Origin of the sequence: Streptomyces sp. NBC_00224, assembly GCF_041435195.1 — a bacterium.
GTDB lineage: Bacteria > Actinomycetota > Actinomycetes > Streptomycetales > Streptomycetaceae > Streptomyces.
In genome coordinates this window covers 292,417-314,650 of record NZ_CP108106.1, presented here as the reverse complement: position 1 = coordinate 314,650, position 22,234 = coordinate 292,417, and the positions used below count along the sequence as shown (strand labels likewise).

Sequence of the window (22,234 nt, the reverse complement as noted above, 5' to 3'; positions counted from 1 at the left end):
CTCCTGGGGGTAGCGGTGACCGGATCCACGCGCGGGGACTCGCCACTCAAACGCGCCCGCCTGGCAAGGAACTTGACGCAGGAGGAAGCTGCCGATGAGCTCAATGCGATCACCGGCGGTTCGACGGACGGCAGTGCGATCAGTGCCTGGGAGGCGGGGCGCAAGCGCACGGGTGCGCGCAACCGCCGTGGCCTGAGCCAGGTCTACCGCGAGCGCGCTGAGATCCTCTTCGCGCATCAGGACGGGACCGACAGTGCGAGCGACCTGGAGGCCGCCGGCACAGGTGTGGTGGTGCGGGTGCTCACCCGGTACAGGGACCTCGTCGAGGCCATGATCGAGGTGGTCGCTGGAGCGCAGGAGCATCTGGTCGTCACCGGCTCACGCAGTCGAGAGAAGACGTATCTGGCCGCGATCGAGACGGCGGTGGCCCAGCGCCCTGATCTTGTGCACTACCGGATTCTGTACGGTCCGCCGCGTCATCTGGCGCTGTCGGATCATCTGGTGCGGCTTCTGGAACTTCGTGATCCAGGCGAGCGGCGCAACGGGGTCAAGACCCTGCACATCGGGATCGTGGAGCCGCTGCAGGCGATGGAGCGGTACTTCGTGGCCTCGGGGAGCGCGGCCGTCGTCCCTTTGCCCTCTTTTCATGGCGCGGAGGGCTTCGACTGCGGAATTCTGCTGGGCCGCGAAGCCGCCGTCGGACTGGTGCAGCATGGCCGGGAGGCGTGTGCGTCCGCACGGCCGGTGGAGACGTTGGAGGCCGTTCACGCCCTGCCCGTTGGGCTCGGCGGAACGTCATGGCGAGGAGACACGTGAGCGAAGACCTGGTGGCGCGGGCCGCCCAGCGATCGGCATCCGTCATCGAACTGGCCCAGGAACTGATCCGTCGGCCAAGCCGCGGCGGGATCGACGACTACGCACCCGTGCTCGGGGTTGTGGAGGGCTGGCTGTCCGGTCGGGCGCTGCCGCACCGGCGACTGCACGATGAGCAGGGTCAACTCGTGGGCCTGCTGGTGGAGATCGAGGGTGGGCGGCCCGGCTCGTGGTGGACGCTGGATGCCTGCGTGGACACCGCTTCCTTCGGTGACGAGAGCGCCTGGTCGTTCCCGCCCACGGTCGGCGACGTGGAGTCGGGGTGGCTGCGGGGTAGGGGAGCGGCCGACTCGAAGCTGGCGGCTTCGGTCTTCGTGCACATCGCCGCGGACGTTCACGCCTGCGCCGCATCGCTCCACGGTGGCCTGGCCGTTCTGCTTGACGTCGACGAGCACACGGGGGACTTTGGGGGCGCCCGCGCCTACCTGGCCGACCCCGAGGCAGCCCGGCCCGCCGGCGTGATGATCGGCTACCCGGGCATGGACGAGGTCGTCGTCGGCGGCCGTGGCCTGTGGCGGGCCACGATCACCGTCTACGCGCCGTCCGGGCACTCGGGATCCAGCCGCAGCGTGCTCGGCGCCGTCTCCCGCGCCGCCCGCCTGGTCCAGCTCCTCGACTCCGCCGACCTGCCCGGCCCTCCAAACGACGGCTCGGGATTCCCGCTGGCGCCGAAGCTGTCCGTCACCGCGATCCACGGCGGGCAGGGCTTCTCCGTGTCCCCGGACCGGTGCGAGGTGAACCTGGACATCCGCACGACCCCCGCCTTCGACGCCCAGGATGCCCAGACCCTGGTCCGCAAGGCCGTCGACGAGCTCGACGCCGAGCTCCCCGGCCCCGCTCCCACCCGCGTCGAGCCGATCGCCTGCTGGCCACCGTTCCGCCTCCAGGACGATGAGCAGCCTGCCGCCGCGCTGATCCAGGCCGCCACGTCCCTGGGGATCGCCGTGCGGACCAAGACAGCGGGCCCGTCGAACATCGGCAACCTCCTCGCCGCAGAAGGAGGCATTCCCGCGACCGCCGGCTTCGGAGTGCCGTATGTGGGGCTCCACGGGATCGACGAGCGCGCCCACCTCGCCGAACTTCCGCAGGTGTACGCGGTCTACCACCAAGCTGTCCTCGACCTGCTGAGCGGCGGCTGACGGCGGCACTTCCTAGCGGGAACCCAGTTTTGTCCTACCCCGTGAACCAGAAAGTCCCCAACTCCTCATCTGTCGCGGCGCGTTGCCCCGCGCTGTCATAGAGGAGTCCAACCGGCCGCACGGGAGCCTGCACCGCCCCGTGCGGCCGACGGACCACCCCGGCCGGCCGACTCGTGGCGGTAGCCCGTGGACAGCACCGAGCCCGAGACCGGCAGCTACACCGCGCCCCTCATCAGCACCCGGGGCACCGTCACCGGCGCCACCCTCGGCAGCAGCAGCAGCAGCAGCAGCAACCGCAACGCCCAACGGCTCAGGCGCCACGAGCGGGACGGGCCGACCGGCCGGGCAGGGAAGCCCGGCCGGGGGAGCACGGGAAGGGCAGCGTTGCAGCATCAACCGAAGGGAACTGATCATGACCATCGCACCCGAGGCGCCCGCAACACCCAGCTTCCTTGAGCTGGAGATCACCCAGCGCTGCCAGCTCACCTGCGGCTCGCACTGCTACGCCGAGGCCGGGCCGACCCAGGGTCACGGCACCATGTCCGGCGAGGACTGGAAGCGGGTGATCAGCGAGGCTGCCGCCATTGGCGTGAAGAAGGTCCAGGTGATCGGGGGCGAACCGACCCTGCACCCCGCCTTCGCCGAGCTCGTCGAGCACGCCCTGGGCCTGGATCTCGGCGTGGAGGTCTACAGCAACCTCTACAAGGTCCGCCTCGCGCACTGGAGCCTGTTCACGCGGCCCGGGGTGAGCCTGGCGTCGTCCTACTACGCTGACACCGACGACGGGCACGACGCCGTTACCGGCCGCGCAGGCAGCCACACGGCGATCCGCGCCAACATCATCGAAGCCCACCGCCGGGGCATCCCCCTGCGGGTGGGCATCGTTGATGTTCTGGCCGGCCAGCGCGTCGAACAGGCCCGCGCGGACCTCGCGACGCTCGGCATCACCGATGTGCACATCGACCGCGTCCGGGGCGTCGGCAACGCGGCCCGGGGCAGCGGAGCGCCGTCCGTGTCGCAGCTGTGCGGCAACTGCGCCCGGAACACGGCTGCGGTGATGCCGGACGGTTCGGTAACGCCGTGCGTCCTGGGGCGTTTTCTGCCCGCCGGACAGGTGCAGGATGAGGGCCTGGCCGCGATTTTCGCCGGGGAGAAATGGTCCCAGATCAAAGCGATGATCCCGCCGCGCAGGGGACGCGGCTGCACCCCCGACGAAGACTCGTGCATGCCCTCGCCGGGGGTGGCGCCCTGCGGTCCGGACTGCTCGCCGAACAACGACACCTGCAAGCCCTCATCCGGCGGAACCTGCGGACCGGCGGAAGACTGATCGAACAGGAGCGCACCCACTATGGACTGGGAAACCCACGCCCGGCGTCTCGCGGCCGACACCGTTCATCCCTCCTCCCGCTGGTACCAGCCGATCGCCACCACACCCCGGCATCTGTTCGTGCCGTGCTGGTGGGAGCGGGTCAAGGAGGGGCGCATCGTGCGGGACGGCATCGCCGACACCGAAACGTGGTTGCGCACGGCCTACAGCGACGACACCCTCGTAACCCGCCTCGGGCCGCTGCACGCCGACACCAACGAACCGGGCACCGTCACCCCAGGCAGGGCCACCAGTTCCTCCACGCTGCCCACGCTGGTCGTCATGATGTACCGGCACGCGATGATCACCGACGACAGCGACATCCTGGTGACCTGCGGCAGCGGCTACGGCACCGCCCTGGCCTGCCGGCGCCTCGGCGATACGCAGGTCACGAGCGTCGACGTCGACCCCTACCTCGTGACGGCCGCCCAGGAGCGCCTCAAATCGATCGGCTTGCACCCGCACCTGGCCGTCTGCGACCTCACCGGGGAACTGCCCGGCCGCTACGACCGCATCGTCTCCACCGTCTCCGTGCAGCGCATCCCGCCGTCCTGGCTGGCCGCACTGCGCCCCGGGGGGCGACTGGTGACGACGATCGCCAAAACCGGTCTGCTCCTGGTGGCCGACAAGACCGAGGACGGCGGTGCCGCCGGGTTCATTTCTGAGGAAAAAGCGGCGTTCATGCAGACCCGGCACGGCGACGACTACGCCGACGACGCCACGGACGAGCTGTTCCGGCACGTCCAGGATGCCCAGGGCGAGAGCGTCACCACCAGCCGCTACCCACTGCTGTACGTCCCGGACGCCTGGGAGGTGTGGTCGATGATGGAACTGGCCGTCCCTGGCATCGAATACCGCTGGGACCAGGACGACAAGACGCGCACCGTATGGCTCCTGCACCCTGACGGCTCATGGGCTCGCGCCACCGCCGACGGCTACCTCGACTCGCCCGAGGTTCACCAGGGCGGCCCCCGCCCCCTGTGGGACGAGCTGGAACGCATCCGCCACCGGCTCAACCGCGAGGGCGGTCTGCCGGTGTACGGAGCGAGGGCCAGGATCGCCCCGGACGGCACCATCCGCCTCAAGCGCGGCCAGTGGACCGCCACCATCCGCTGACCGCGTGCCGCTCGACGGCCCCCCGGGGGGGGAAGATGTCCAACGCGGACCAGCCCAGTGCGCCGATACCCGCCGCACCTTCCGGGGGCCGCCGCCACGCCCAGCACGCTGGTGCCCGCGCGGTCTCCGCCCGGGACCTTGCCGGGCTGGGCCGTCCCCGCAAAGAGCGAGCACCCACTTCGAGGATGCACTGAAACTCAAGGAGCCGGGGTTCGACCAAAGCCGCCGTTCACCTGCTCGGGAGGCGATCCGCCCCCTACCGTGGGCAAGGTGTCCTCCGCACCTGCGCCCTCACCCGGCGGGCCCCCGCCACCGGGCCGATGGCAGCGGCTGCGGGCACGCTGGGCCGACCGACACGCCCTGCCCCGGTTCGGCTACTGGCTGCTCAGCCGGGGCGCCATCGTGCTGGGAGTATGCAGTGCCTTGTACGTGCTCAACGGGTTCCTGATCGGCTGGGGCATGGTCCCCGCCATCATCGGAGCGACCGCCGGCTACGTCATCACCGAGCAGATCCAAGCCCACCACGCGCGCGAGCTGAGCGACGGGCCTTGTTGGCGCCGACCTGGCGGGCATCGAAGTACTCGGCCTACTCGGCCGGGGCACGGTTATGGATGTTGCGATGCGGCCCGGGATCGCGGTAGCCGTTCCACCACAGCGCCCCCTCAGCGGTGCGCCCTCCATGGTTGATCCACGCCCTCGGGTAGGCCGCGTAGAGGGCGTCCATGAGGACCGAGGCTATGCCCCGGCGCTCGTAGCCGGGATCGACAGTCACCATGGACACAGTCAACGCCCGCCCGCTGGGGTGCATTTCGAAGTCCAGGTTCCCCGCCGCGAACCGGCCACCGTCCAGCGCGATCACGCGCCGATTCCGCCAGGTGCCCGCAGTGATCTTCCAGTCGGTCAGCCAGAGCGACAGCCCCGAACCGTCCAGCCGCGCCTGCGCCCCCGCCTCGTCCATGACCTGCCTCCGCGTACTATGCGGCCAACGCACAGGCCCAGAGGGGCCGCGCGGCCCGTCACGGCAGGCGGGACCGCGCCGTGCAGAGCCACGGGAGCGACGAGGGAACGTAACGGCCGAGCCGGCATCCCCTCGCGGCCGTCATCACCTGCTGCCCTGGCCGGTGGTGCTCCTGGTCGCCTTGGCGAGCTGCCAGCCACGGCGACTGCCCCGCGAGCCGGGAACCTGCCACGGCTTAGTCCTGAGGGGCGCGGGAGGGTCGTACGGACACCACCCGCGTCCGTGCCGGCCCGGAGCTGTGCGACAGCCCCTCCAGGCGGGCGGCCACGTCGGCTTCCAACTGCCCGCGCCCTGCGGCGGCCAGCAGGCTGGGGCCGGCGGCCCGATCGATGTCGAGGACCGCCTGCACCGTCACCGTGGTGGCACCCTGCGCCCCTGGCACAGCATCCTCGCCGGGCAGTACCGCTTCCGCGATGCAGTGCACCTCGCCACGGGCATCCAGATCAGACCGCGAGTCATAGATGATCTCGCCATGGGCGCTCAGGGCGGCCATCAGGCGATCCACGGCCTGCGGCACCCCCGTCAACTCGATCCGGGTAACCGACAACCCCTGCTCATGCGTCCCCATCCGCTCCTCCAGGATCTCCCGCGGCCGCGCCGACCGGGCACTTCCCCAACCGTAACTCCAAGTACCACAAGCCCGGTTGGCGCACAGGTACGGCGCTGCGGACAGGAGACAGCCGTAGCCAGCATCAGCGCCGCAGCATCGGGCGCGCTGCCGCGACGGATCCCGCTGCCTGGCCATGGCCAAACCTGCGGGTACAGGCTGTCGCACGGGCGACTTCAGGACCCGGCGCTGCCTTTGTGCGCGGGGGCTCCACGGATGCCGGGGCGGCGGTCGCACCACGCACGGTGGGCGGCCAGAAGCTCACCGAGAAAGGCTTCCACAGCCGCACCGCCCGTCTCCTTCGGCCAGCGCCGTCCCACCAGCTCCGCCGCGACGTGGGAGGCGAGACGGCCGCGCACCTCCGCGTCATCCCACCCCCACACGTTTGCCTCCCCTCGCAGCCCGGGCGGCGCCGGCGCACTCGCCAGGACGTACCGCAAGAAGTGGTCCTCGACTGCCTCCAGAGCGGGCCCGCCCATCACACGCAGCGCGGCCCGCATCTCAGCGACGGGATCCCCGCCCTCCTCCGCCGCAACGGCCGTTGCCGGTTGCGCGTCCAGGATGCGTTCCAGCCGTGGGATCAGGCCTTCGAGCCGCTCTTGGACTTCGCTGATGCGGGCGCAGACCAACGCCATGGAAGGCGTTTCGCGAGGAGCGGGTTCGGGTTCTGGGCGGGGGGCTTTGGGCGGCATCAGTGCCCTGGCCGTGGGCATCGGCAGCGGGCTTGGTGCGGCCCTCACGCGGATCCCCTGGCGCCAGGGACGCCCTCCGCGACGCCCTGCTTGCGCAGCCCTCGTCGCCCTTGTCCGGGGCAACCCAGCCGCCCAGGCCCAGGATTGTTGAGGCCGGGTGCCAGCCGATCGGGACAGTCCTTATGCGTGGTCGGTGTTCAGGGGATGGCCTGTGTTGCCGTACCAGGCGTGTTGTCCTGAGGAGTCCACGGTCAGGCCGAATTCCGTGACCGCGGGGCGGCCTTGTGTCGCGTACCAGGTGAATGCCGCCACGACTTCATCCCACAGGTCTCTGGGACCCCAGGATTTGACGGCGTCGGCCTGCCACCAGTCGCGGTAGCGCACGATGGTCGCGGACGTGCCGGCCTGGTCGACGAACTGGACGCGGCGGTCGGCGCCGTCGCCCCGGTGGGAGAACGCGACATCCGCAGTGTGCAGTCCGATCACGAAGTCCTGCTCCCAGCCGGCTTCCAGGACCTCGGCCGGGTCGAGTGGGGAGGAGCGGGCGGTGGACTCCTCGGGCACGTTCAACGCACGGGTGGGCCGCTCGCCGCGGATCCACATGTACGCCGCGCTCCCGGCGAAGCGGCCACGTGCCTTCTCGCCGCGCATCGTCAGCCGTAGCAGCCCGGAGTTCGCGTACGCGGTGCCGAACGGCGTGACGATCGACCCGCCGGGCGCCAACTGGCGCACCCACGCCCACGGGACGGTCCGTACCGCGGCGGTGCTGATAATCCGGTCGTACGGAGCATGCTGCGGCACACCGGCCATGCCGTCCCCGCACACCAGCACCGGCGCATACCCAGCCCTCTTCAGGTTCGATGCACCCCACGCCGCGAGCTGAGGGTCGACCTCGATCCCGACGGTCCGCTCGCTGCCGGTGCGCTCGCACAGGAGCGCGGTGTGGTAGCCGGAGGCATAGCCAATGTCCAGGACCCGATGACCGGCATCCAGGCCGAGCTGCTCCAGCTTGGTGCACACGATGTCGAGGGCGGACACCGAGGATGTGAAGTCGCCGTCGGCAGGCCCGACCGGCCCGGTACGGCCGTCGTCAAGCTGCGTGATCACCGACTGATGGGAGTCCCACACCGCCCGGCGCCACGCATCCTCGTCCACATCACGGTCGAGGAACCGCCAGCGCCCGTGCTCGTCCCGTTCGGGCGCCCAGGCCCGCGCGGGGACGAACAGCTCCCGGTCCACAGTGTCGAACGCCTCCCGCAGCCAGGGGGCACGGAAGCACGCCTTCGCCTCCAGGGCGCGTCGGCATACGGCGCGATAGCCCACCGGGCCTACTTCTGCGGACGGGAGCCATCAGGACTCGGCGGCTCTGGTGGCGGCGTCCACGGCTTGTCGTCCGTCTCCCCACCGTGCTTTCCTGCCATTGCTCCACCTCTCGGCCTGCCCCGCCAGGGGGCTCCGACAGAACCGTGCGCCCCCATTGAACCCTGCCCGCACGTAGTCCGTGAGCAACTCGCCAGCCTTGCCATGGACTTGAGGACCAGCCCGGTACCTGAAGCGCAACACACTCTTAGGAACCCCGATGACGAAGGTGCTCCGGAGTGGAACGCCCCCGCCCCGCCATGGCGCCCCTGAGGCCGTTCGGGGTCTGGCCGGGAAGGGCTCGGTGCCCCATAACGGTTGGGCGCGGCCGTTCCTCTGAAGGGAAGGCTGAGCGGAGCGGACACGTAGTGGCCCGGCACGCTCAGAGCGCATGGTCGTAGCGCAAGGCCACCGGCGCCCCCTGGCGCCACATGGTGCACAGTTCCGTCGCCAGGGCGCGTTCCGCGTCCCGGTCGGCCGGCAGCGGGAGGTGCAGCGCGGTCAGCAGGTCGAAGCGGTGCAGATCGAACGCCGCGGTGACGGCCTGGCCATAGCCGAGGGCCGCCTGCACCGCGCCCCGGTAGGAGATCCAGGCGAGGGCGGAGGGAGCCATGGCCAGCAGCAGCCACCAGCCAGAGCCCCAGAGCAGCCACACCGTCGCGGGGGTCAGCAGGGTACCGGTGGCGGCCAGCCGGACCCCGGAGTCCAGCGAGTTGCGGTGGTCGTCCACCTGCTGCCGGCAGGCATCGCCGAGTACCGGGTACAGGCGCGGCCAGGCAACCGCCGCGTCCCAGCCGTACACCGCACCCGCCCGCTCTTCCGTGGCGGCGAGGGTGTTGCCCAGGCGAGTCGGCAAGACGGCCCGACGATCTGGGAACGACGAGCGCAGCACCTCGCCCGCTTCCCCCGCGGCCTGCGCGTCCTGCGCGGACAGCGCCCGGGACACCTTCTCGGCTACCCTGCCCATGTGGTGCCGCTGCCGCCCGGACAGCAGCCGGGCCGGCCCGCGCAGCAGCCGCGGCCAGTAGCCCTCGTACAGGCGGACAAGGGCCACTTGCAGGGGGTGCAGTGCCACTGCCGCCACGAGCACAGCCAGTCCCAGCAGCGCTGTCCTGCCGAGGGACAGACGGGCCGCGCTGTGCCACGCGTCGGCGAAGACGAGATGGTCACCGGGCGCCCCGGCCCGGATCAGAACCAGCACAAACGCCATGGCAGCCGCCGTCGGCACCACATTGACCAGGAAGAACCTCAGACCCAGCTGCAGGGGCAGCTCTGTCACGCCTCGCGCCTCATCTCACCGTGCTCCGAGCAGCGCGGCAGCCGCCCCTCGTCCACATGCACTCGCAGTTCTTCCTTGCCGCAGGCCGTGCAGCCGAACCTCAGCAGGACGAAGGTGCCGGGGCCGGGTAGTCGGCCGTGGTCGCCGTCACCCACCTGCCGTGGCGCGTGTCCCCGGAGTTCGGCCAGCCGGGCCCGGGTGACGATCCCGTACTCGCGGCATCCGACGCGCAGCGTCACCTCGTTCAGCGATGCCTCCACAGCGAACAGCTGCTCCACCACCTCGGCCGCCGTGGCGGCCCGCGTCTGCTCGGGCAGTTCCAGCACCGTGGCGGTCGCGCCCGGTGTGACCAGCAGTGCGAAGTAGTCGTCCGTCGACAACGCGGCCCTCCCGTCAACCCATGTGGACGAAGCCCGCCCACAGCAGCGGCTCCAGAGGATAGCGATCGCGCAGCCTCCGGGTCGCCCCGGCGATCGCCTCCGCCGCGCCGTCCAGCCCTTTCGCTCCGATTGCCGAGTAGAAGTCCTCGGCGACGTCGGCGGCGAGCGTGTCCCGTATCGGCCACAGCGTTCCCACCACCTGGCGGAAGCCGGCCAGGTGCAGTGCCGCCGCCAGATGCAGGGACTCGTCGGGCAGCCGCGTGCCACCCGTCGCGGTCTGGCACGCGGACAGGTAGGCGAGTTCGGCGTTCTCGATGCGCAGCCGCGCGATGTCGAGGATGGACAGCGTGCCGTCGGCCAGCACGACACCCCCGTTGGACGGAGAGCCGAAGTCCTGGATGCCGTGGCAGGCGAAGTGCACGCACGGGCTGCCGGGCAGCTCCGCACGGACCGCCTGCACGGTGGCTCTGGCATTGATGAGGGAGGTGTGCTGGGCGTGGGGCAGTAACCGGCGCACCGCTTCGGTCTCCCGGTCCACGCTGGCCAGGGGAGGGTGGTCCAGATAGTCCGCCACGCCCACTGTAAGCAGCCGCTCCACGGGCCTACCGGCATCGTGGGGTGGTGTTGCGGAGGCCATGGCGCGAAGTGTGGGGGTGTACGAGGACACCACCCGGTCGAGGGCGCTCGCCCCCGTGGTCGCATCGGTCGCCGCGTGCAACGGCAGCAGCGACAGCATCCCGGTCGGGCACCAGCGGATCCGCTTGATGTCGCCCAGGGCGTCGAGGACCGGGGCGACGACCGCGCGCCACAGCCAGTCCAGCACTCCCCGGGCGGTTTGCTGGGCGGTGATGTGGCCACCGACTCCCGCACCGGGGGCGTGGACGGCCTGCAGGAACGCGGCGGCCTGACGTGCCGTCTCGGCGAAATCGAGACCGGGCAACTCGACGACCCGGGGTGCGCCGTCGGCCATGACCAGCGCGTCGCAGCGCAGCGGGGCCACGTTGACGACCACGGTGCCGTCACCCGCACCGCGCCGCAACGTCTCGTAGGTGGGGGCGGCGAACGGGTTCCACTCCCCGTACTCGGCAGCCGCCTCGGCCTTGAGCCGGTCCCATTCCCGGCCCAGCCGCACCAGTTGATCGACGCTGCCGCCGTGCTGGAGGCTCTCGGCGATCGTGTGCAGTCGCTCGTTGAGCGAGCCCGGCACGTCTGCCCGCCGTTCGAGGACCTGATTCCACAGCACGGATCTGCCGCGCTCCAGCAACTCCACCGCGTGGGCCGGCCGGCCCACGGAGATGGCATACGCCGCGGCGCTGCTCGCCACCCCCTGGTGCTCGGCCAGGGATTCCTCCTGATCGTGCCTGGGCTTTCCGCGCCAGGCGGCCACGTCGAACAGGTCGAGGACCGTCTGCCAGGCGGTGAGCGCGTCTTCCTCGTCACCCGCGACGGCACTCAGGACCGCCCACCTCAGGGCGGCCTGAATCCTGATGGGAGCGCGGGCGAACACGGCTCGGGCGGTCCCGCGACTGAGCTGACGGGCCGCTTGCGGGTCTTCGGAGCGGAGTTCGAGGGCCAGTGCTTCGGCGGGATCGATCTGGTTCGGATGCGTTGCCTGGTTCCCGGGTACCAGCCCGCGCAGGATGGTCAGTGCCTCTTCCCGGTCGCCCGCGTGTCCGGTCTTGCTGCTTCTGACAAGCAACGCTTGGGTGAGCATGAAGAGTCGGCCGGTGCGGACCGGGTCCAGCGCGCCGGTCGCGGCGATCGCGGTACGCAGCATGCGTACGACCTCGTCCAGATCCGTGTTCACCTCGGGCTCACGCACCCCGCAGATCAGTGTGCAGGCCGCCAGATTGGTGAGCGCCCTGGGGCGAGCCGGGTCGTCCGCGTCGAGTCCGGCCAAGGCGGTGCTGAGGGTGTCGATGGCCAGCCGCATGTCGTCGGTGTTCCCGTCGAGCTGGTAGCGGCGACGGTATGCGCCGCCCAGCCCGTTCAGGGCCACAGAGCGGACCTCGGGGTTTTCGGCTCCCGCCAGCCGTGCGGCCTCGGTGCAGAGCGTGATGATCTCGTCCAGGTCCTGGCGGCTGCCCAGTGCGACGAAACGGGTGTCCAGTTTCCCCGCCAGATTGCTCAGATAGAGGGCTCGGCTGTCCGACTCCTCCGGGGTGATCTCCAGCACGGACCGCATGGACTTCACCGAGGCATCCAAATCGGCGGCACGTCCCGTGTGCTCGAAGCGAAGCCAGCGGGCCCCGGAGAGATCGTTCAACAGACCGTGGCGCTGCGCGTGACCGGGAGTGCCACAGAGCTGCTCGCTGATCAATTCGATGGCCTCATCGAGGTACGCCACGAGCCCGGTGATCGAGTAGCTGTCCGTCAACAGGTGGGCCAACGTGGTCATGTTGATCGTTCCGCGTGGGCAGGACCGCAGGGCTGCGATGGCGCACCACAGATCGTCTACCGACTTCGCGGTGGTGTAACGGGATTCGTAGGTGGTCGCCCATCGACTCAGCTCGTACTCGTCCGTGGAGGCACGGACGAATGTCTGCCGCAGTTCCTCGTCGCACTCGCGGAACAACGTGGCGTCGCCCGCTGCCAGAGCGCGCTTCATACCTGCCAGGCAGTCGGCCACGGCGGCTTCCGGCGGTTCGATGCCGCCGTGGCGCCGGGCGCTCCCGGAGAAGCCCCTGGTGAAATGGCCTGTCAGCGCAGTCGAGGCCCGTGCGAGTTCCGACACCAGGCCATCGGTGTCGGCCAGGGGCACGGCCTTGTTGAACAGGCCGTGGAGCCGCGGTATCCATTCCGGACCTGGGTGGCGGCGAAGCAGCACACCGTGCAGAAAGAGATCCGCAACTCCCCACACCAGACCGTTGCGCAGCCATGGATACGTCTGCTCGGTGGCCAAGGCGGACTCCAGGAGTTCGGCCGCTCGGTACCAGTCCGCTTCCGGATGCCCCTGCCCTCTCCTGAAGCGCAGCAGCAGACTGCTGGCGAGCGATGCAGCAGTCGAGGCGGCAACAGGGCCGTCGTCCTCGCCGCCCGCGGCCAGAGCCTCCGCCAGCAAGGTGATGGACCGTTCGAGATCGGACGGGTCCCCGAGCTTCTCGTACCGGACCTCGCAGGCGTTGGCCAGACTTACCTTCACCGGGATCAGCTCCGGCCCTTCGAGACGCTCGTGCAGAAGCTCGTAGGCCCTGACGGTGGCGTCGACATGGTCGTGTCTGCCGGATCTGTTCGACCGCTTCAGGTAAAGCAACGAAGTAGTGGTTATCAGCGCTGACTTGAGCTCCTCCCCGAGGACTTCGTCCGCTGCCTCGGTGAGCGTCAGCACACGCTCCAACTGCTCGACGGTAGGCTCCCGGGTGACCTCGTTCCAGGCCGCCACGGCTTGGGCCAGTGCGATAGTGAGTGAGTCCAGTGCCGACGGCAGGGTGTTGTGGTCGGTGAGGGCATGGACGAGGATCTTGATGACCCCGTCCAGCTCATGGGTGCCGAGCGCTCCCTCTTGTTGCAGTTCCGTGGAGTGTTCGAGCCATGCCAGGGCCATCCCGTGCGGCGGGAGACCGAGGTCGGGCTCGGCCAAGCCGTTGCCCAGAACGTCCAGTAACGCACGCAGGTCCGCCACCGATCCGGTCGCCTGGAACACCGCCTCCAGCGCGCCGACCAGAAATCGCCGCGCCCCCAGCGGATCCTCCGCCTCGGCGATCACGTGCAGCAGTGCCGTCGCGGTGTGTGATCCCGCCTCGCTCGTCCGGGGACGCTTGCCCAGCAGGTACAGGAACAGCCCGGCCGCTTGAGGGTGTTCCGGGTCCTCCGGGTCGTGGTCGCCCACGACGACCTGGGCCGTCAACTCGATGGCCAGGTACAGACCGTCGTCGTCACCGGTCAACTCGAAGTGCTCCGAGAGTAGGGCGGCCACCTTGAGGGCAACGGGTGCGGGCAGACTGCCGACTTGTGAGTACAGGCTCAATGCCGCATTCAGGTCGGACGGCCGGAAGCTGTGCGCGAAGCGGGCCGTGAGCAGCTCCGCGAGCTCGGTGTGCGCTACGCCGACGGACCGTACGGCAACTGTCACCTCGTCAATCGCCTGGTCGAGGGTGTCGGGGTCGACGCCGATGCGCACATACCAAGCCCTTGCCACCGACAGAGCCGCCGCCGCGCGCGTGTCGTCGTCCAGCGCCTGTGCGCCGGCCCGGCGGAATGCTTGGAGGGCTTGTTCGAAGAGGCCCCGGTCCTGGGAGACGTGCCAGGACAGAAGGAGTGTCCGGCCCGCACTCCAGTGGTCTTCCGGCCCCGCCTGACCGTGTGCCGTCAGCTGTTCCGCGGACTCGACAGCGGCGTCGACGCTCTCGGAACTCCGGGTGTCGCGCAGAGCACAGTAGAGCTCTCGGTGGCGACTGCGTAACGCCACCAGACCGGACGTCTTCGACTCGGACATGAGGTGATTAAACAGGAGTTGACGGGCTGGAGGGGCGGGTCAGCAGATGACGGTCACCTCGTGGGAGACCGGGCGCGCCGCCCAGGGGTAGCTGGTGACACCGAAGGTGGCGCGGATGGTGGAGCCGCAGGCCGCGTTGGCGCTCAGGCCCGGGACGTCCAGGTTGGTGTTGTTGAAGAGGGCGAACTTGGTGACATTCGGCAGCGGGGCGCCGTCGACCGTGGCCGTGAAGGTGGTGGTGAGCTGCTTCGGTGCGGGGGCCGGGCTGCCCGGCGAGGGCGGGCCGGCAAGGCTGACCTTGCCGACGAACGTGACGGTGTTGCCGGTGATTTCGGCGCACAGGCGGGTTGAAAGGGCCGACTGGAGGCCGGAGTTGCCGCAGGAGACCACGGTCTCGGTGGCGCTCGCGGGGGCGGCGACGGCGATCGCCGGGGTGAGGGCGGCGAGGCTCAGGCTTGCGACTGCGGCAGTGAGGAATGTCGAACGCTTCATGGTCAATCTCCTTGGAAGGAGGGGCCGTCGGGCGATCCCGATGGGCTCACATGACATGTGATATTGCACATGCCATGTGAAGATCAAGTGATCGTCGCGTGAATGACTTGAAATCGTGTGGTGAAGGCCCAACAACGTCCACTTCTCGGCGCGCAGTTGACGGATCAGGCGGCGACAGGCGGGCGCGTCGGCCGGAGCTGCGGACCCCGGCGGGCACGCGGACCCGCCGCGCGGAGCGTGCACACCCGCTTTCGGGTTACCGCGAAGCCGGCGGCAAGTGCCTCACCCCGAAGGGGAATGCCGGCGCGGAGAACGGAACTGTCGCCAGGCTTTGGACGCGTGACGTGAGCTACAGCTCGCCGCAGAAGTTCATCAACGCCTTGAGCACGGCACGGATCTACGCGTGGTGGGGAGCGCGCCACGGACCACCGTGTCCCGGCCCATGGACCGTGCACGTTCGTAGAAGGACACCGCCTCGTGCGGCCACACGGCGTCGCTATAGGCATCGATGCGTGCCGTCTCGGTACGGGACCGCAGCACAAGCAGCGCCGGTCTTTGGTCGCTCGACTTGTTGTCTGGGTACGTGGAGCTGTCAGTTGCTTGTGGCGTGGCGGGGCCAGGCGGCGAGTTCGTGTTCGGGTTGTGGGGAGGAACTCATCCTGTGTCGGATCTGTTCGAGGGCGGCCTGGGGGGAGAGGTTCCAGGGGTGAAGTCGGCCGGGTCGGGATCGTCGCCGGGCTTCACGCCTTGCTCGAACATGTCGGTGATCACGTGCAGGGTGAGTTCTTCTATCAGCGTGCGGGATGCGTTTTCGCCCAGGAGGCCTTGAGCTGTCTGGTGCAGCAGGGGGAGGTGCGCGGTGTGCTCGTGGGCGTGCCGGACGAAGTAGTCGAGCTCGTCACGGTAGTCGTCTTCGTCGTACTGCACTCCTGTGCCTCTCCTGCCCTCCAACGTGCGCGACCCGGACTTTCCGGACATTCTGGGGCTGTCGTGTGCCGCGGTCGTTGATGATGCGGCAACGCCGTTCGTCGCGGAGACCGGGCAACCTGTGTCCTGGATGCCTCTGGATTAACGACCGGGAGAGCTGCTTTCCCAAGGACTCCTCCCGCATCCGTCGGCACGCCGTGTGGATGGCTGGCCGGGTGAGCCGTCAGCGAAGGGCTGTTGTGGCGCCGCCGCGGCGGGCGAGCTCGCGTCGAAGGCTTCGTCTCGGTTGAGGCACGGGACTGACCCTAGTGTTCCGCCGCCTCCGCACCCAAGCTGGTTTCGCATCCAGCCGACGCACACAGCGGAAGAGCTGGCGACGGAGGAATGGCGTGGACGAAGGCTTCGTCGGCGAGGCCGACGAGCGCAGCGCCGACACCGTAATCACGCCGGTCAAGCGCCGCCGAATGGCCGAACTCTCCGACAAGCACAAGGCCTCGAACAAGGTCCACGTGGCACTCCGGGCCCCTGTCGAACGCACCATCTCCCAGACCAGGCAGTGGCGAGTTTTGCGGCAAGCCCATATCAGCCCGTCTGGGTCCGAACAAGCTCACGTCAGTCGCCGCCGCGATCCTCACTCTCACGATCTACATGTGAAACGCTCCAGGTCAGACGCCCCCGCACCGAATAACAGAATCCCCGAATCGACACCTCGCCATCACCCGAATGGACGCACCCAAATGGCGGGACTGGGCCTGGCGACTCTACGGTCGGTTCAGATCTCGGTTCCGAGACAGGTGGCTAGCCAGGGAGGTCAACCATGAACCGACTGCGCACCCTCGCCATCGCGGCTGCACCCGCGACATTGCTGATCGGCCTGGCGATTCCGGCTTCCGCCGCACCTGCGCCGCAGGCGCCGACAACGCCGAACGCCAGGTGTTACACCCCGCGGGCTGACCAAGTTCTCACTGCCCAGGAGGGCATCAAGCTTGTCAGCGCCTGCAAGACTCAGAAGTCTGACCCCTCGTGGCACTGGATGGGCAACTATGGCTCGGTCTACGACGTGGTCAACGTCGCGAACAGCAGGGGCGTCGGCTCCGGTGGGCTGGTAACGATACCGAATGCCAGCGGCGGCGGCCTGATCCCGACCTTCATGTACTACTGAACGGGCGACCTGGAACTCCAGCAGCGTTTTGCTGTCTGACCTGGTCACAGGCTTCGTTGGGAGTGTAGGTGTCGAGTGGGGTGGGCGGTCTCGGCTGACCGCCCCTCCATTGAGTGGATCTGTCACTGGTCAACCTCGGACCGGGCGGCCTTTCCACGTGATCGACGACTTGCGGACGTGACATGGGACCGTGAACTCTAGGCTCTTCTGCCCGAACGCCCTGCCGGAGCCGGAGAATCCAGACCGCGACTGCTGGACAGGCAGGCGAAGGGCGGCCTGGCTTCCACCACCCTCACCGCCGCGGGAAGGCCACAGTGACGACCAACGCCGGGACCTGCACGCGCTGCTGGCCCGTCGCGACCTGGCCCGGTACACGCGGCAGCGCGCCGAGTGTAATTCCCCCGACAGGACGGAGAATTACCGCAGGGAACCCCTGGGGCGCCAGCGAGGAACACCGCGGCTGTTACAGCTCGCCGGATTGTGTAAAGCGAGTCGACAGAGCGTTCCCCCTGTCGATCGGGCACATCAGGGCGTCGTGCCGGCGGGATGGGAGCGGATCGACCGCCGGGCGCCAGCGGAGGCGCGGGCTGGCCGGACGGGGCAGCGCGGCCAGGCGGGCGAAGGCGGTGACGAGGTCCCGGGCCCAGGGCCAGTGTTCGGCGATCCGCAGCCAGGTCCGTCTGCCGCCGCGGGTGATGCGAGCGGCGGTGTGCAACAGTCGGTAGCGCAGTCGCTTGGGCTCGGCCTTGGCCAGTTCGCCGTCAAGGAGCAGGATCTGGGTCCGGGCGATGAGGTTGATGCCGGCCAGGGCGAGTTCCAGCCAGGCGGCGTTGATGTTCGCCTGGCGCGACGGGAAGCGGCCGAACCCGGTGTCCTTGCCGCACCGGATGCGGTCCTCGACGCGGGCGTGGGCGCGGTGGCGGGCGTCGATGAAGGCCAGAGGTCCGGTGCTGGGAGGGCTGTCGGTGGCGATGAGCTGGTGTCGGAAGCCTTCGACGGTGTCGAACAGATCCAGGGCAGCGCCGGGGTGCGGGCGTTCTCGCCGCACGGTGAACCGGGTGCCTTCGGGAAACCCGGCGGCGTCGAGCAGACCGGTCAGCTCGGCGACCTGCGCGCCGTCACGGGGTTCGTCGTCGGAGTCAATCGCGGCCGACCACGCGGAGGCCGGCAGCGCGCTGATGGCGTCACGGACCTCGGCGTCGATGGGGGCGCCGACGGAGAACCGGGCGTCGACCCCGTCGGCGCGCAGTGCCCTGATGTGTGCCAGGAACGCTTTGGTGCAGCCGGCGGTGTCGGTGCGGACCAGGATCGCGACCCCATACCGCCGGTCGTCGGGGATCTGGGCAAGCGCGTGGTCCAGGACGGTGATGTGGTCGGCGGCGGTGTTGGACCCAGCCCGCCCGGGGCGCAGGATCCCGGCCAACCCCTCGCCGGTGTTGTCCAGGAAGGCCAGGATCGGGTGATAGCCGAAGGTCTTCTTCCAAGTCGGTGTCGCCTGCTCCTTCTCCGAGTGACAGATCACGATGGTGGCGTCGATGTCCACCACCTGCCCCGGTATCGCCCGCCCAGCGGCTTTGGTCTGCGGGAACTTCTCATGGGTGTCGGCATGCTGCGCCCAGGCGATCTCGCGGGCCGCAGCTTTGGCCGCCCGCATCCGGCCCAGGGCCGCCTCGTCGATTCGGTTCGGCACCCGCCATGCCGTGGCCGGGGAGGCCACCGGCCCGAACAGCTCGGCCTGGTCCCGCAGCACGGCGAGATCCGAGATGGTCTCGCCACCATCGGCGAGCATCACCGCCATGTCCGTGATCACCTGGCCCGGATCGTGGCCGCCGGTGCGCTGTCGTCCTCCGGCCAGCGCGTCACCGAAGACACTGGTCAGCGTGGTCACCTCCGCCAGATCGGCCAGCAGCCGGGCCCGGCATGCGAGACGACACTTCGCCCGTCGGACGTTACGGACAGCCTCGAACGAGACGTTGTAGAGCTCACGTGAAACTGCTCCCGGCTGCGGTGCTTTGATCCTCGACAAGTCGGATCATCGCAGCTCAGGGCACACTTCTGTGTTCCGGTATCAAGATCCGGACTTGCTCGGTGAGACTGGTCGAGATCGAGCAGGCCCACGCCTGGCCCACGCCTGGCCCACGCCGCTGATCCGCCCGGCCCTGCTGCGCGATCGGCAAGGTGTTGAAAACCGGATGATGCGAAAGGAGCAGGGGCGCTAGCGTGCGCGCATGGATCTTGAACCTGGAAAGACCGTGCCCGCCGTTCCCGTTCCTCTCGATGCCGAACTTCAGGTCGCTTATGACGCCTACCTGGCGGAGGAACCAGACTTGGCGCCGATGAGCCTCGAGAAGCTGTCGGTGATCCGCGCGGAGGCCGACGCCGCAGTGGCGGTGCTCGAGGACCTCAGCCATGGCGGGCGCTTCACCGTCTTCCAGCCTTCGGTGCCCGGCCTGGACGGCGCCCCCGAGATCCCGCTGCTGGTGTGCACACCCTCCGGCGCGCCCGCATCGCGGCCGGCGCTCTACTTCATACACGGCGGCGGCTTCTACGGTAGCGATCACCGCACCGGGCTCGACCAGATACTCGAGACGGCCGAGCGGTTCGGGGCCACGCTGATCTCGGTCGGCTACCGGCTCGCGCCCGAGCACCCCTACCCCGCCCAGATCAACGACGCTTACGCCGGTCTACTGTGGGTCGCCGACCACGCGGACGAGCTCGGCATCGACTCGGAGCGCATCGTCGTCACGGGCTTCAGCGCCGGCGGCACCCTCAGCGCCGCGCTCGCTTTGACCGTGCGCGACAAGGGCGGTCCCCGCCTGCTCGGCCAGCTGCTGATTGCCCCGCTGCTCGACGACCGCAACGACAGCGCCTCGGCCCTGCAGATGGACGACGTCGAACTGTTCGACCGCAGCCGCAACGGGTTCGCCTGGAGCTCGCTGCTCGGCGACGTCCAGGGCGGAGCTGACGTGCCGCAGTACGCTGCGCCCGCCCGCGCCACTGACCTGGCCGGCCTGCCGCCCACATTCCTCGACGTCGGCTCCGCCGAGTGCCTGCGCGATGAAATCCTCGCCTACGCCGACCGGATCTGGCAGGCCGGCGGCGAAGCCGAGCTGCACGTGTGGCCCGGCGGAATCCACGGTTTCGACCGGAAAGCCCCCGAGGCGCGGATCAGCAAGGCCGCTGTCGCGGCACGCCGCAACTGGCTGGAGCACCTTCTCGCCACCAACTGACGGTCTCCTCCGGCGGTAGTCGGTCGCGGGATGGACAACGTGCCGGCCAGGCGTCCCGTAGCAACGAGGTCGAGTCGAGGAACCTCGCGACGGAACTCAGGCGGATAGCTGCGTGACACGGAGCCCTCCAAGGTTCTTGACCAACAAGTGTCCAGCATCCCGGCTCCGTCAAACCCCGAGCGCATTAGACAGCCTCGAACGAGACGTTGTGGCGTTCACGTGAAACTGCTCCCGGCTGCGGTGCTTTGATCTTCGACAAGTCGGATCACCACAACTCAGGGAGCACTTCTGCGTTCCGACATCAAGATCCGGACTTGCCCGGTGAACGCGTCAGGCTAAGGCAGTGTCGTATTCGATTGCCGGCCAGGCATCCAGGAGAGCGTCGGCCACTGACGTGACGGCCCTGTCGCGCCGGTCGGGGGCGAGGCTGTCGCGGACGGCACGCTGGATCAGCTGGTGAACCCGCACCGCCTGATCAGGGGTGGCGGGACTGTGGTCGATCAGGCTGAGCCGATACAGCGCCCGCAGCGCGAGCCGGACCTGCTCGGACGTGACCAAGTCATAGTTGTAGCGGGCGCCTGTGGCTTCCTCGGCGGTGTGGGCGATGTAGACGAGGGCCCGTTCGCCGGTCAGGACAGAGTCGGGGATGCCCTCGGAGTCCAGAAAGGCCGCCAGCTCGAGCAAGGGGCGGGCCAGGCCCGCAGGGCGCAGGCGGTCGGCTGCGCGACGTCCTCGGCATCGCCACGGGTTCAGGCGAGCCGCTCTCCGAGCAGCAGGTACAGCCCCTGCTCCAAGCCTGCGCCCTGCCGCCGCTATGCGAGCCCTGTTCTCACCTGATGTGATCACTCGTTGCTCGTTGCTCGTTCTGATGCTTGTCTTTGCCGGTTTCGCGGCGTTCGGCCTGTTCGGCCGATCCCTCTCGCGCACCAAGGTCATCTCTGGCGTCCGCAAGGCGTTCCAGGGGCGGCCGGTCACCGAGGACGGCCTCGCCAAGTTCAGGCAGCGGGCCGAGGAGGTGGTGCGCGTCGTCGGGGGCATGTTGCCGGTAACCATTGCCTCGCAGGGGCGTTGGACGGGTGAATCCGCGCTGGTGCCGCGATCGTTGCCGTAGCGGCATGCCGCCCCCTTGCAGCCCATCCTCGCCAGGTTTTGGACAGGACACCGGATGGCTGTGCGGCAGGTACGACGCGGTGCCTGCCTCGTCTCCTACCGGTCTGGAGTTCCGTGTACCCACCCCCTGATGCCGCCCCGTTCCAGCCACTTCCATCGCGCCGCTGGCATCCCCTGCTGGCGGTTCCCGCCGTGATCGCCGCAACGCTCGTCATGCCCCCGCTGGGTGCCGCACTCGCGTTTATGGTCGGCTGGGCAAAGACCGGCAAAGCGGTGACCGTGGTCCTGGCCTCGATCTGGTTCGTGGTCCTGGTCGTCGCCGGTTCCAGCCCGAAGAACACGCAGGACGACGCGAAGCCCCGCCCGCAGCCGGCCACCACCGTCACCGTTACCGCGGCGGCCCCAGCTCCACCAGCTTCCGTCCCTGCTTCCTCGGCTACACCGGCGCCCCCTTCCTCCACTCCCGGCACAGCGGCCACCCCGACGCCACCGCCGCCCCCACCTGTTCGCGCCCCAGCGCAGCCGCAACAGGAAGTACCTGAGCAGCCGCCGAGCCGACCGCAGCCGTCGGCAGCAGACGACAGCAAGGCCAGGCCCCCCGCAGGCCCACCAGCGAGTGGGGGAACGTCATCCGGCGGCAGCTCGAGCACCGGGGGAGGTGGCGGCAGCGTCTCGTACCGGAACTGCACCGCCGTCAGGCAGGCAGGCGCAGCTCCGATCCATCGGGGAGAGCCCGGTTATGGATCCCACCTCGACCGCGACGGCGACGGCGTCGCCTGTGAGTGACCAGCCCGCACCCCGCACCCCGCACCCCGCCCCCTGGCCCCACCAGCTTGGGGAGGACGACAACGGTCGGGCAGAACCGGCTGCTCGGCTCGGTCTATCCGGTCCTGTCCATCGGCAGGGTCATCGCGCCCGCGCTGGGCTGCACCCGCCGCAATGAGGGACTACGAATGCCTGCCTCAACACAGCGAAGCTCGCCTGAGCCGGTCACTCATCACCCTCACCAGTTCTTTCCACGCATTGAGGAGATGTTGATCGAATCTTGA

19 protein-coding genes and 2 pseudogenes are annotated in these 22,234 nt (G+C 69.2%); 9 read left to right on the top strand and 12 right to left on the bottom strand.

The window, feature by feature from the left end:
- Nucleotides 1-72 precede the first annotated feature (72 nt).
- The gene (locus tag OG965_RS01515; RefSeq protein ID WP_371648268.1) at nt 73-816 is read left to right on the top strand and encodes an XRE family transcriptional regulator; all 744 of its coding nucleotides are present in this window, start codon (nt 73-75) and stop codon (nt 814-816) included.
- Nucleotides 813-2,012, top strand: coding sequence for a M20 family metallopeptidase (locus OG965_RS01510; protein WP_371648266.1), 1,200 nt, complete (start codon nt 813-815; stop codon nt 2,010-2,012). The genes OG965_RS01515 and OG965_RS01510 overlap by 4 nt, the downstream gene beginning before the upstream one ends.
- Before the next feature lie 215 nt (nt 2,013-2,227).
- Here OG965_RS01510 and OG965_RS01505 read toward each other — a convergent pair whose 3' ends face one another.
- Nucleotides 2,228-2,383, bottom strand: coding sequence for a hypothetical protein (locus OG965_RS01505; protein ID WP_371648264.1), 156 nt, complete (start codon nt 2,381-2,383; stop codon nt 2,228-2,230).
- Nucleotides 2,384-2,424: 41 nt separating this feature from the next.
- Between OG965_RS01505 and OG965_RS01500 the strand changes: the two genes are divergently transcribed.
- Together OG965_RS01500 and OG965_RS01495 are read left to right on the top strand one after the other, a co-directional pair.
- Nucleotides 2,425-3,339 (top strand): radical SAM protein, encoded by a 915-nt coding sequence (locus OG965_RS01500; RefSeq protein WP_371648262.1) that lies wholly within the window; start codon nt 2,425-2,427, stop codon nt 3,337-3,339.
- A gap of 21 nt (nt 3,340-3,360) precedes the next feature.
- Nucleotides 3,361-4,494 (top strand): methyltransferase domain-containing protein, encoded by a 1,134-nt coding sequence (locus tag OG965_RS01495; RefSeq protein ID WP_371648260.1) that lies wholly within the window; start codon nt 3,361-3,363, stop codon nt 4,492-4,494.
- Nucleotides 4,495-5,080: 586 nt separating this feature from the next.
- Here the strand turns inward: OG965_RS01495 and OG965_RS01490 are convergent.
- The 9 genes from OG965_RS01490 to OG965_RS01450 all read right to left on the bottom strand — a co-directional run bounded on the left by OG965_RS01490 (nt 5,081) and on the right by OG965_RS01450 (nt 15,683).
- Nucleotides 5,081-5,452 carry a GNAT family N-acetyltransferase gene (locus OG965_RS01490; protein ID WP_371648258.1) on the bottom strand — a complete coding sequence of 124 codons (372 nt, stop codon included), beginning with the start codon at nt 5,450-5,452 and terminating at the stop codon, nt 5,081-5,083.
- A gap of 235 nt (nt 5,453-5,687) precedes the next feature.
- On the bottom strand, nt 5,688-6,080 hold the full coding sequence (locus tag OG965_RS01485) for a hypothetical protein (RefSeq protein ID WP_371648256.1): 393 nt from the start codon (nt 6,078-6,080) through the stop codon (nt 5,688-5,690).
- Between the two features lie 215 nt (nt 6,081-6,295).
- Nucleotides 6,296-6,754, bottom strand: coding sequence for a hypothetical protein (locus OG965_RS01480; RefSeq protein WP_371648253.1), 459 nt, complete (start codon nt 6,752-6,754; stop codon nt 6,296-6,298).
- A 237-nt stretch (nt 6,755-6,991) separates the two neighbouring features.
- Complete coding sequence (locus tag OG965_RS01475; protein ID WP_371648251.1) at nt 6,992-8,134, bottom strand: hypothetical protein; 1,143 nt, start codon at nt 8,132-8,134, stop codon at nt 6,992-6,994.
- 418 nt (nt 8,135-8,552) lie between these two features.
- Nucleotides 8,553-9,449 carry a hypothetical protein gene (locus OG965_RS01470; protein WP_371648249.1) on the bottom strand — a complete coding sequence of 299 codons (897 nt, stop codon included), beginning with the start codon at nt 9,447-9,449 and terminating at the stop codon, nt 8,553-8,555.
- The gene (locus tag OG965_RS01465) at nt 9,446-9,829 is read right to left on the bottom strand and encodes a hypothetical protein (protein WP_371648247.1); all 384 of its coding nucleotides are present in this window, start codon (nt 9,827-9,829) and stop codon (nt 9,446-9,448) included. The genes OG965_RS01470 and OG965_RS01465 overlap by 4 nt, the downstream gene beginning before the upstream one ends.
- Before the next feature lie 13 nt (nt 9,830-9,842).
- Nucleotides 9,843-14,264, bottom strand: a complete 4,422-nt coding sequence (locus tag OG965_RS01460) for a CHAT domain-containing protein (RefSeq protein ID WP_371648245.1) — start codon at nt 14,262-14,264, stop codon at nt 9,843-9,845.
- Nucleotides 14,265-14,303: 39 nt separating this feature from the next.
- The gene (locus OG965_RS01455) at nt 14,304-14,756 is read right to left on the bottom strand and encodes a hypothetical protein (protein WP_371648243.1); all 453 of its coding nucleotides are present in this window, start codon (nt 14,754-14,756) and stop codon (nt 14,304-14,306) included.
- 654 nt (nt 14,757-15,410) lie between these two features.
- Nucleotides 15,411-15,683 (bottom strand): hypothetical protein, encoded by a 273-nt coding sequence (locus OG965_RS01450; protein ID WP_371648241.1) that lies wholly within the window; start codon nt 15,681-15,683, stop codon nt 15,411-15,413.
- A 308-nt stretch (nt 15,684-15,991) separates the two neighbouring features.
- Here OG965_RS01450 and OG965_RS01445 point away from each other — a divergent pair, with 308 nt between their 5' ends.
- Complete coding sequence (locus tag OG965_RS01445; RefSeq protein WP_371648239.1) at nt 15,992-16,504, top strand: transposase family protein; 513 nt, start codon at nt 15,992-15,994, stop codon at nt 16,502-16,504.
- Nucleotides 16,501-16,845 carry a hypothetical protein gene (locus OG965_RS01440; RefSeq protein WP_371648237.1) on the top strand — a complete coding sequence of 115 codons (345 nt, stop codon included), beginning with the start codon at nt 16,501-16,503 and terminating at the stop codon, nt 16,843-16,845. The genes OG965_RS01445 and OG965_RS01440 overlap by 4 nt, the downstream gene beginning before the upstream one ends.
- Nucleotides 16,846-17,437: 592 nt before the next feature.
- Here OG965_RS01440 and OG965_RS01435 read toward each other — a convergent pair.
- Nucleotides 17,438-18,831 (bottom strand): annotated as a pseudogene (locus OG965_RS01435) (IS1380 family transposase); the annotation flags it as partial.
- A 242-nt stretch (nt 18,832-19,073) separates the two neighbouring features.
- Here OG965_RS01435 and OG965_RS01430 point away from each other — a divergent pair.
- Complete coding sequence (locus tag OG965_RS01430; protein ID WP_371648235.1) at nt 19,074-20,075, top strand: alpha/beta hydrolase; 1,002 nt, start codon at nt 19,074-19,076, stop codon at nt 20,073-20,075.
- 330 nt (nt 20,076-20,405) lie between these two features.
- On the opposite strand, the gene OG965_RS01425 is transcribed toward OG965_RS01430, so the two are convergent.
- Nucleotides 20,406-20,759: a hypothetical protein gene (locus OG965_RS01425; protein ID WP_371648233.1), complete on the bottom strand. Its 354-nt coding sequence runs from the start codon at nt 20,757-20,759 to the stop codon at nt 20,406-20,408.
- 235 nt (nt 20,760-20,994) lie between these two features.
- On the opposite strand from OG965_RS01425, the pseudogene OG965_RS01420 reads away from it, so the two are divergent.
- Together OG965_RS01420 and OG965_RS01415 are read left to right on the top strand one after the other, a co-directional pair.
- Nucleotides 20,995-21,108, top strand: a pseudogene (locus OG965_RS01420) (transcriptional regulator NrdR); the annotation flags it as partial.
- A 290-nt stretch (nt 21,109-21,398) separates the two neighbouring features.
- Complete coding sequence (locus OG965_RS01415) at nt 21,399-21,971, top strand: excalibur calcium-binding domain-containing protein (RefSeq protein ID WP_371656814.1); 573 nt, start codon at nt 21,399-21,401, stop codon at nt 21,969-21,971.
- Nucleotides 21,972-22,234: the final 263 nt, after the last annotated feature.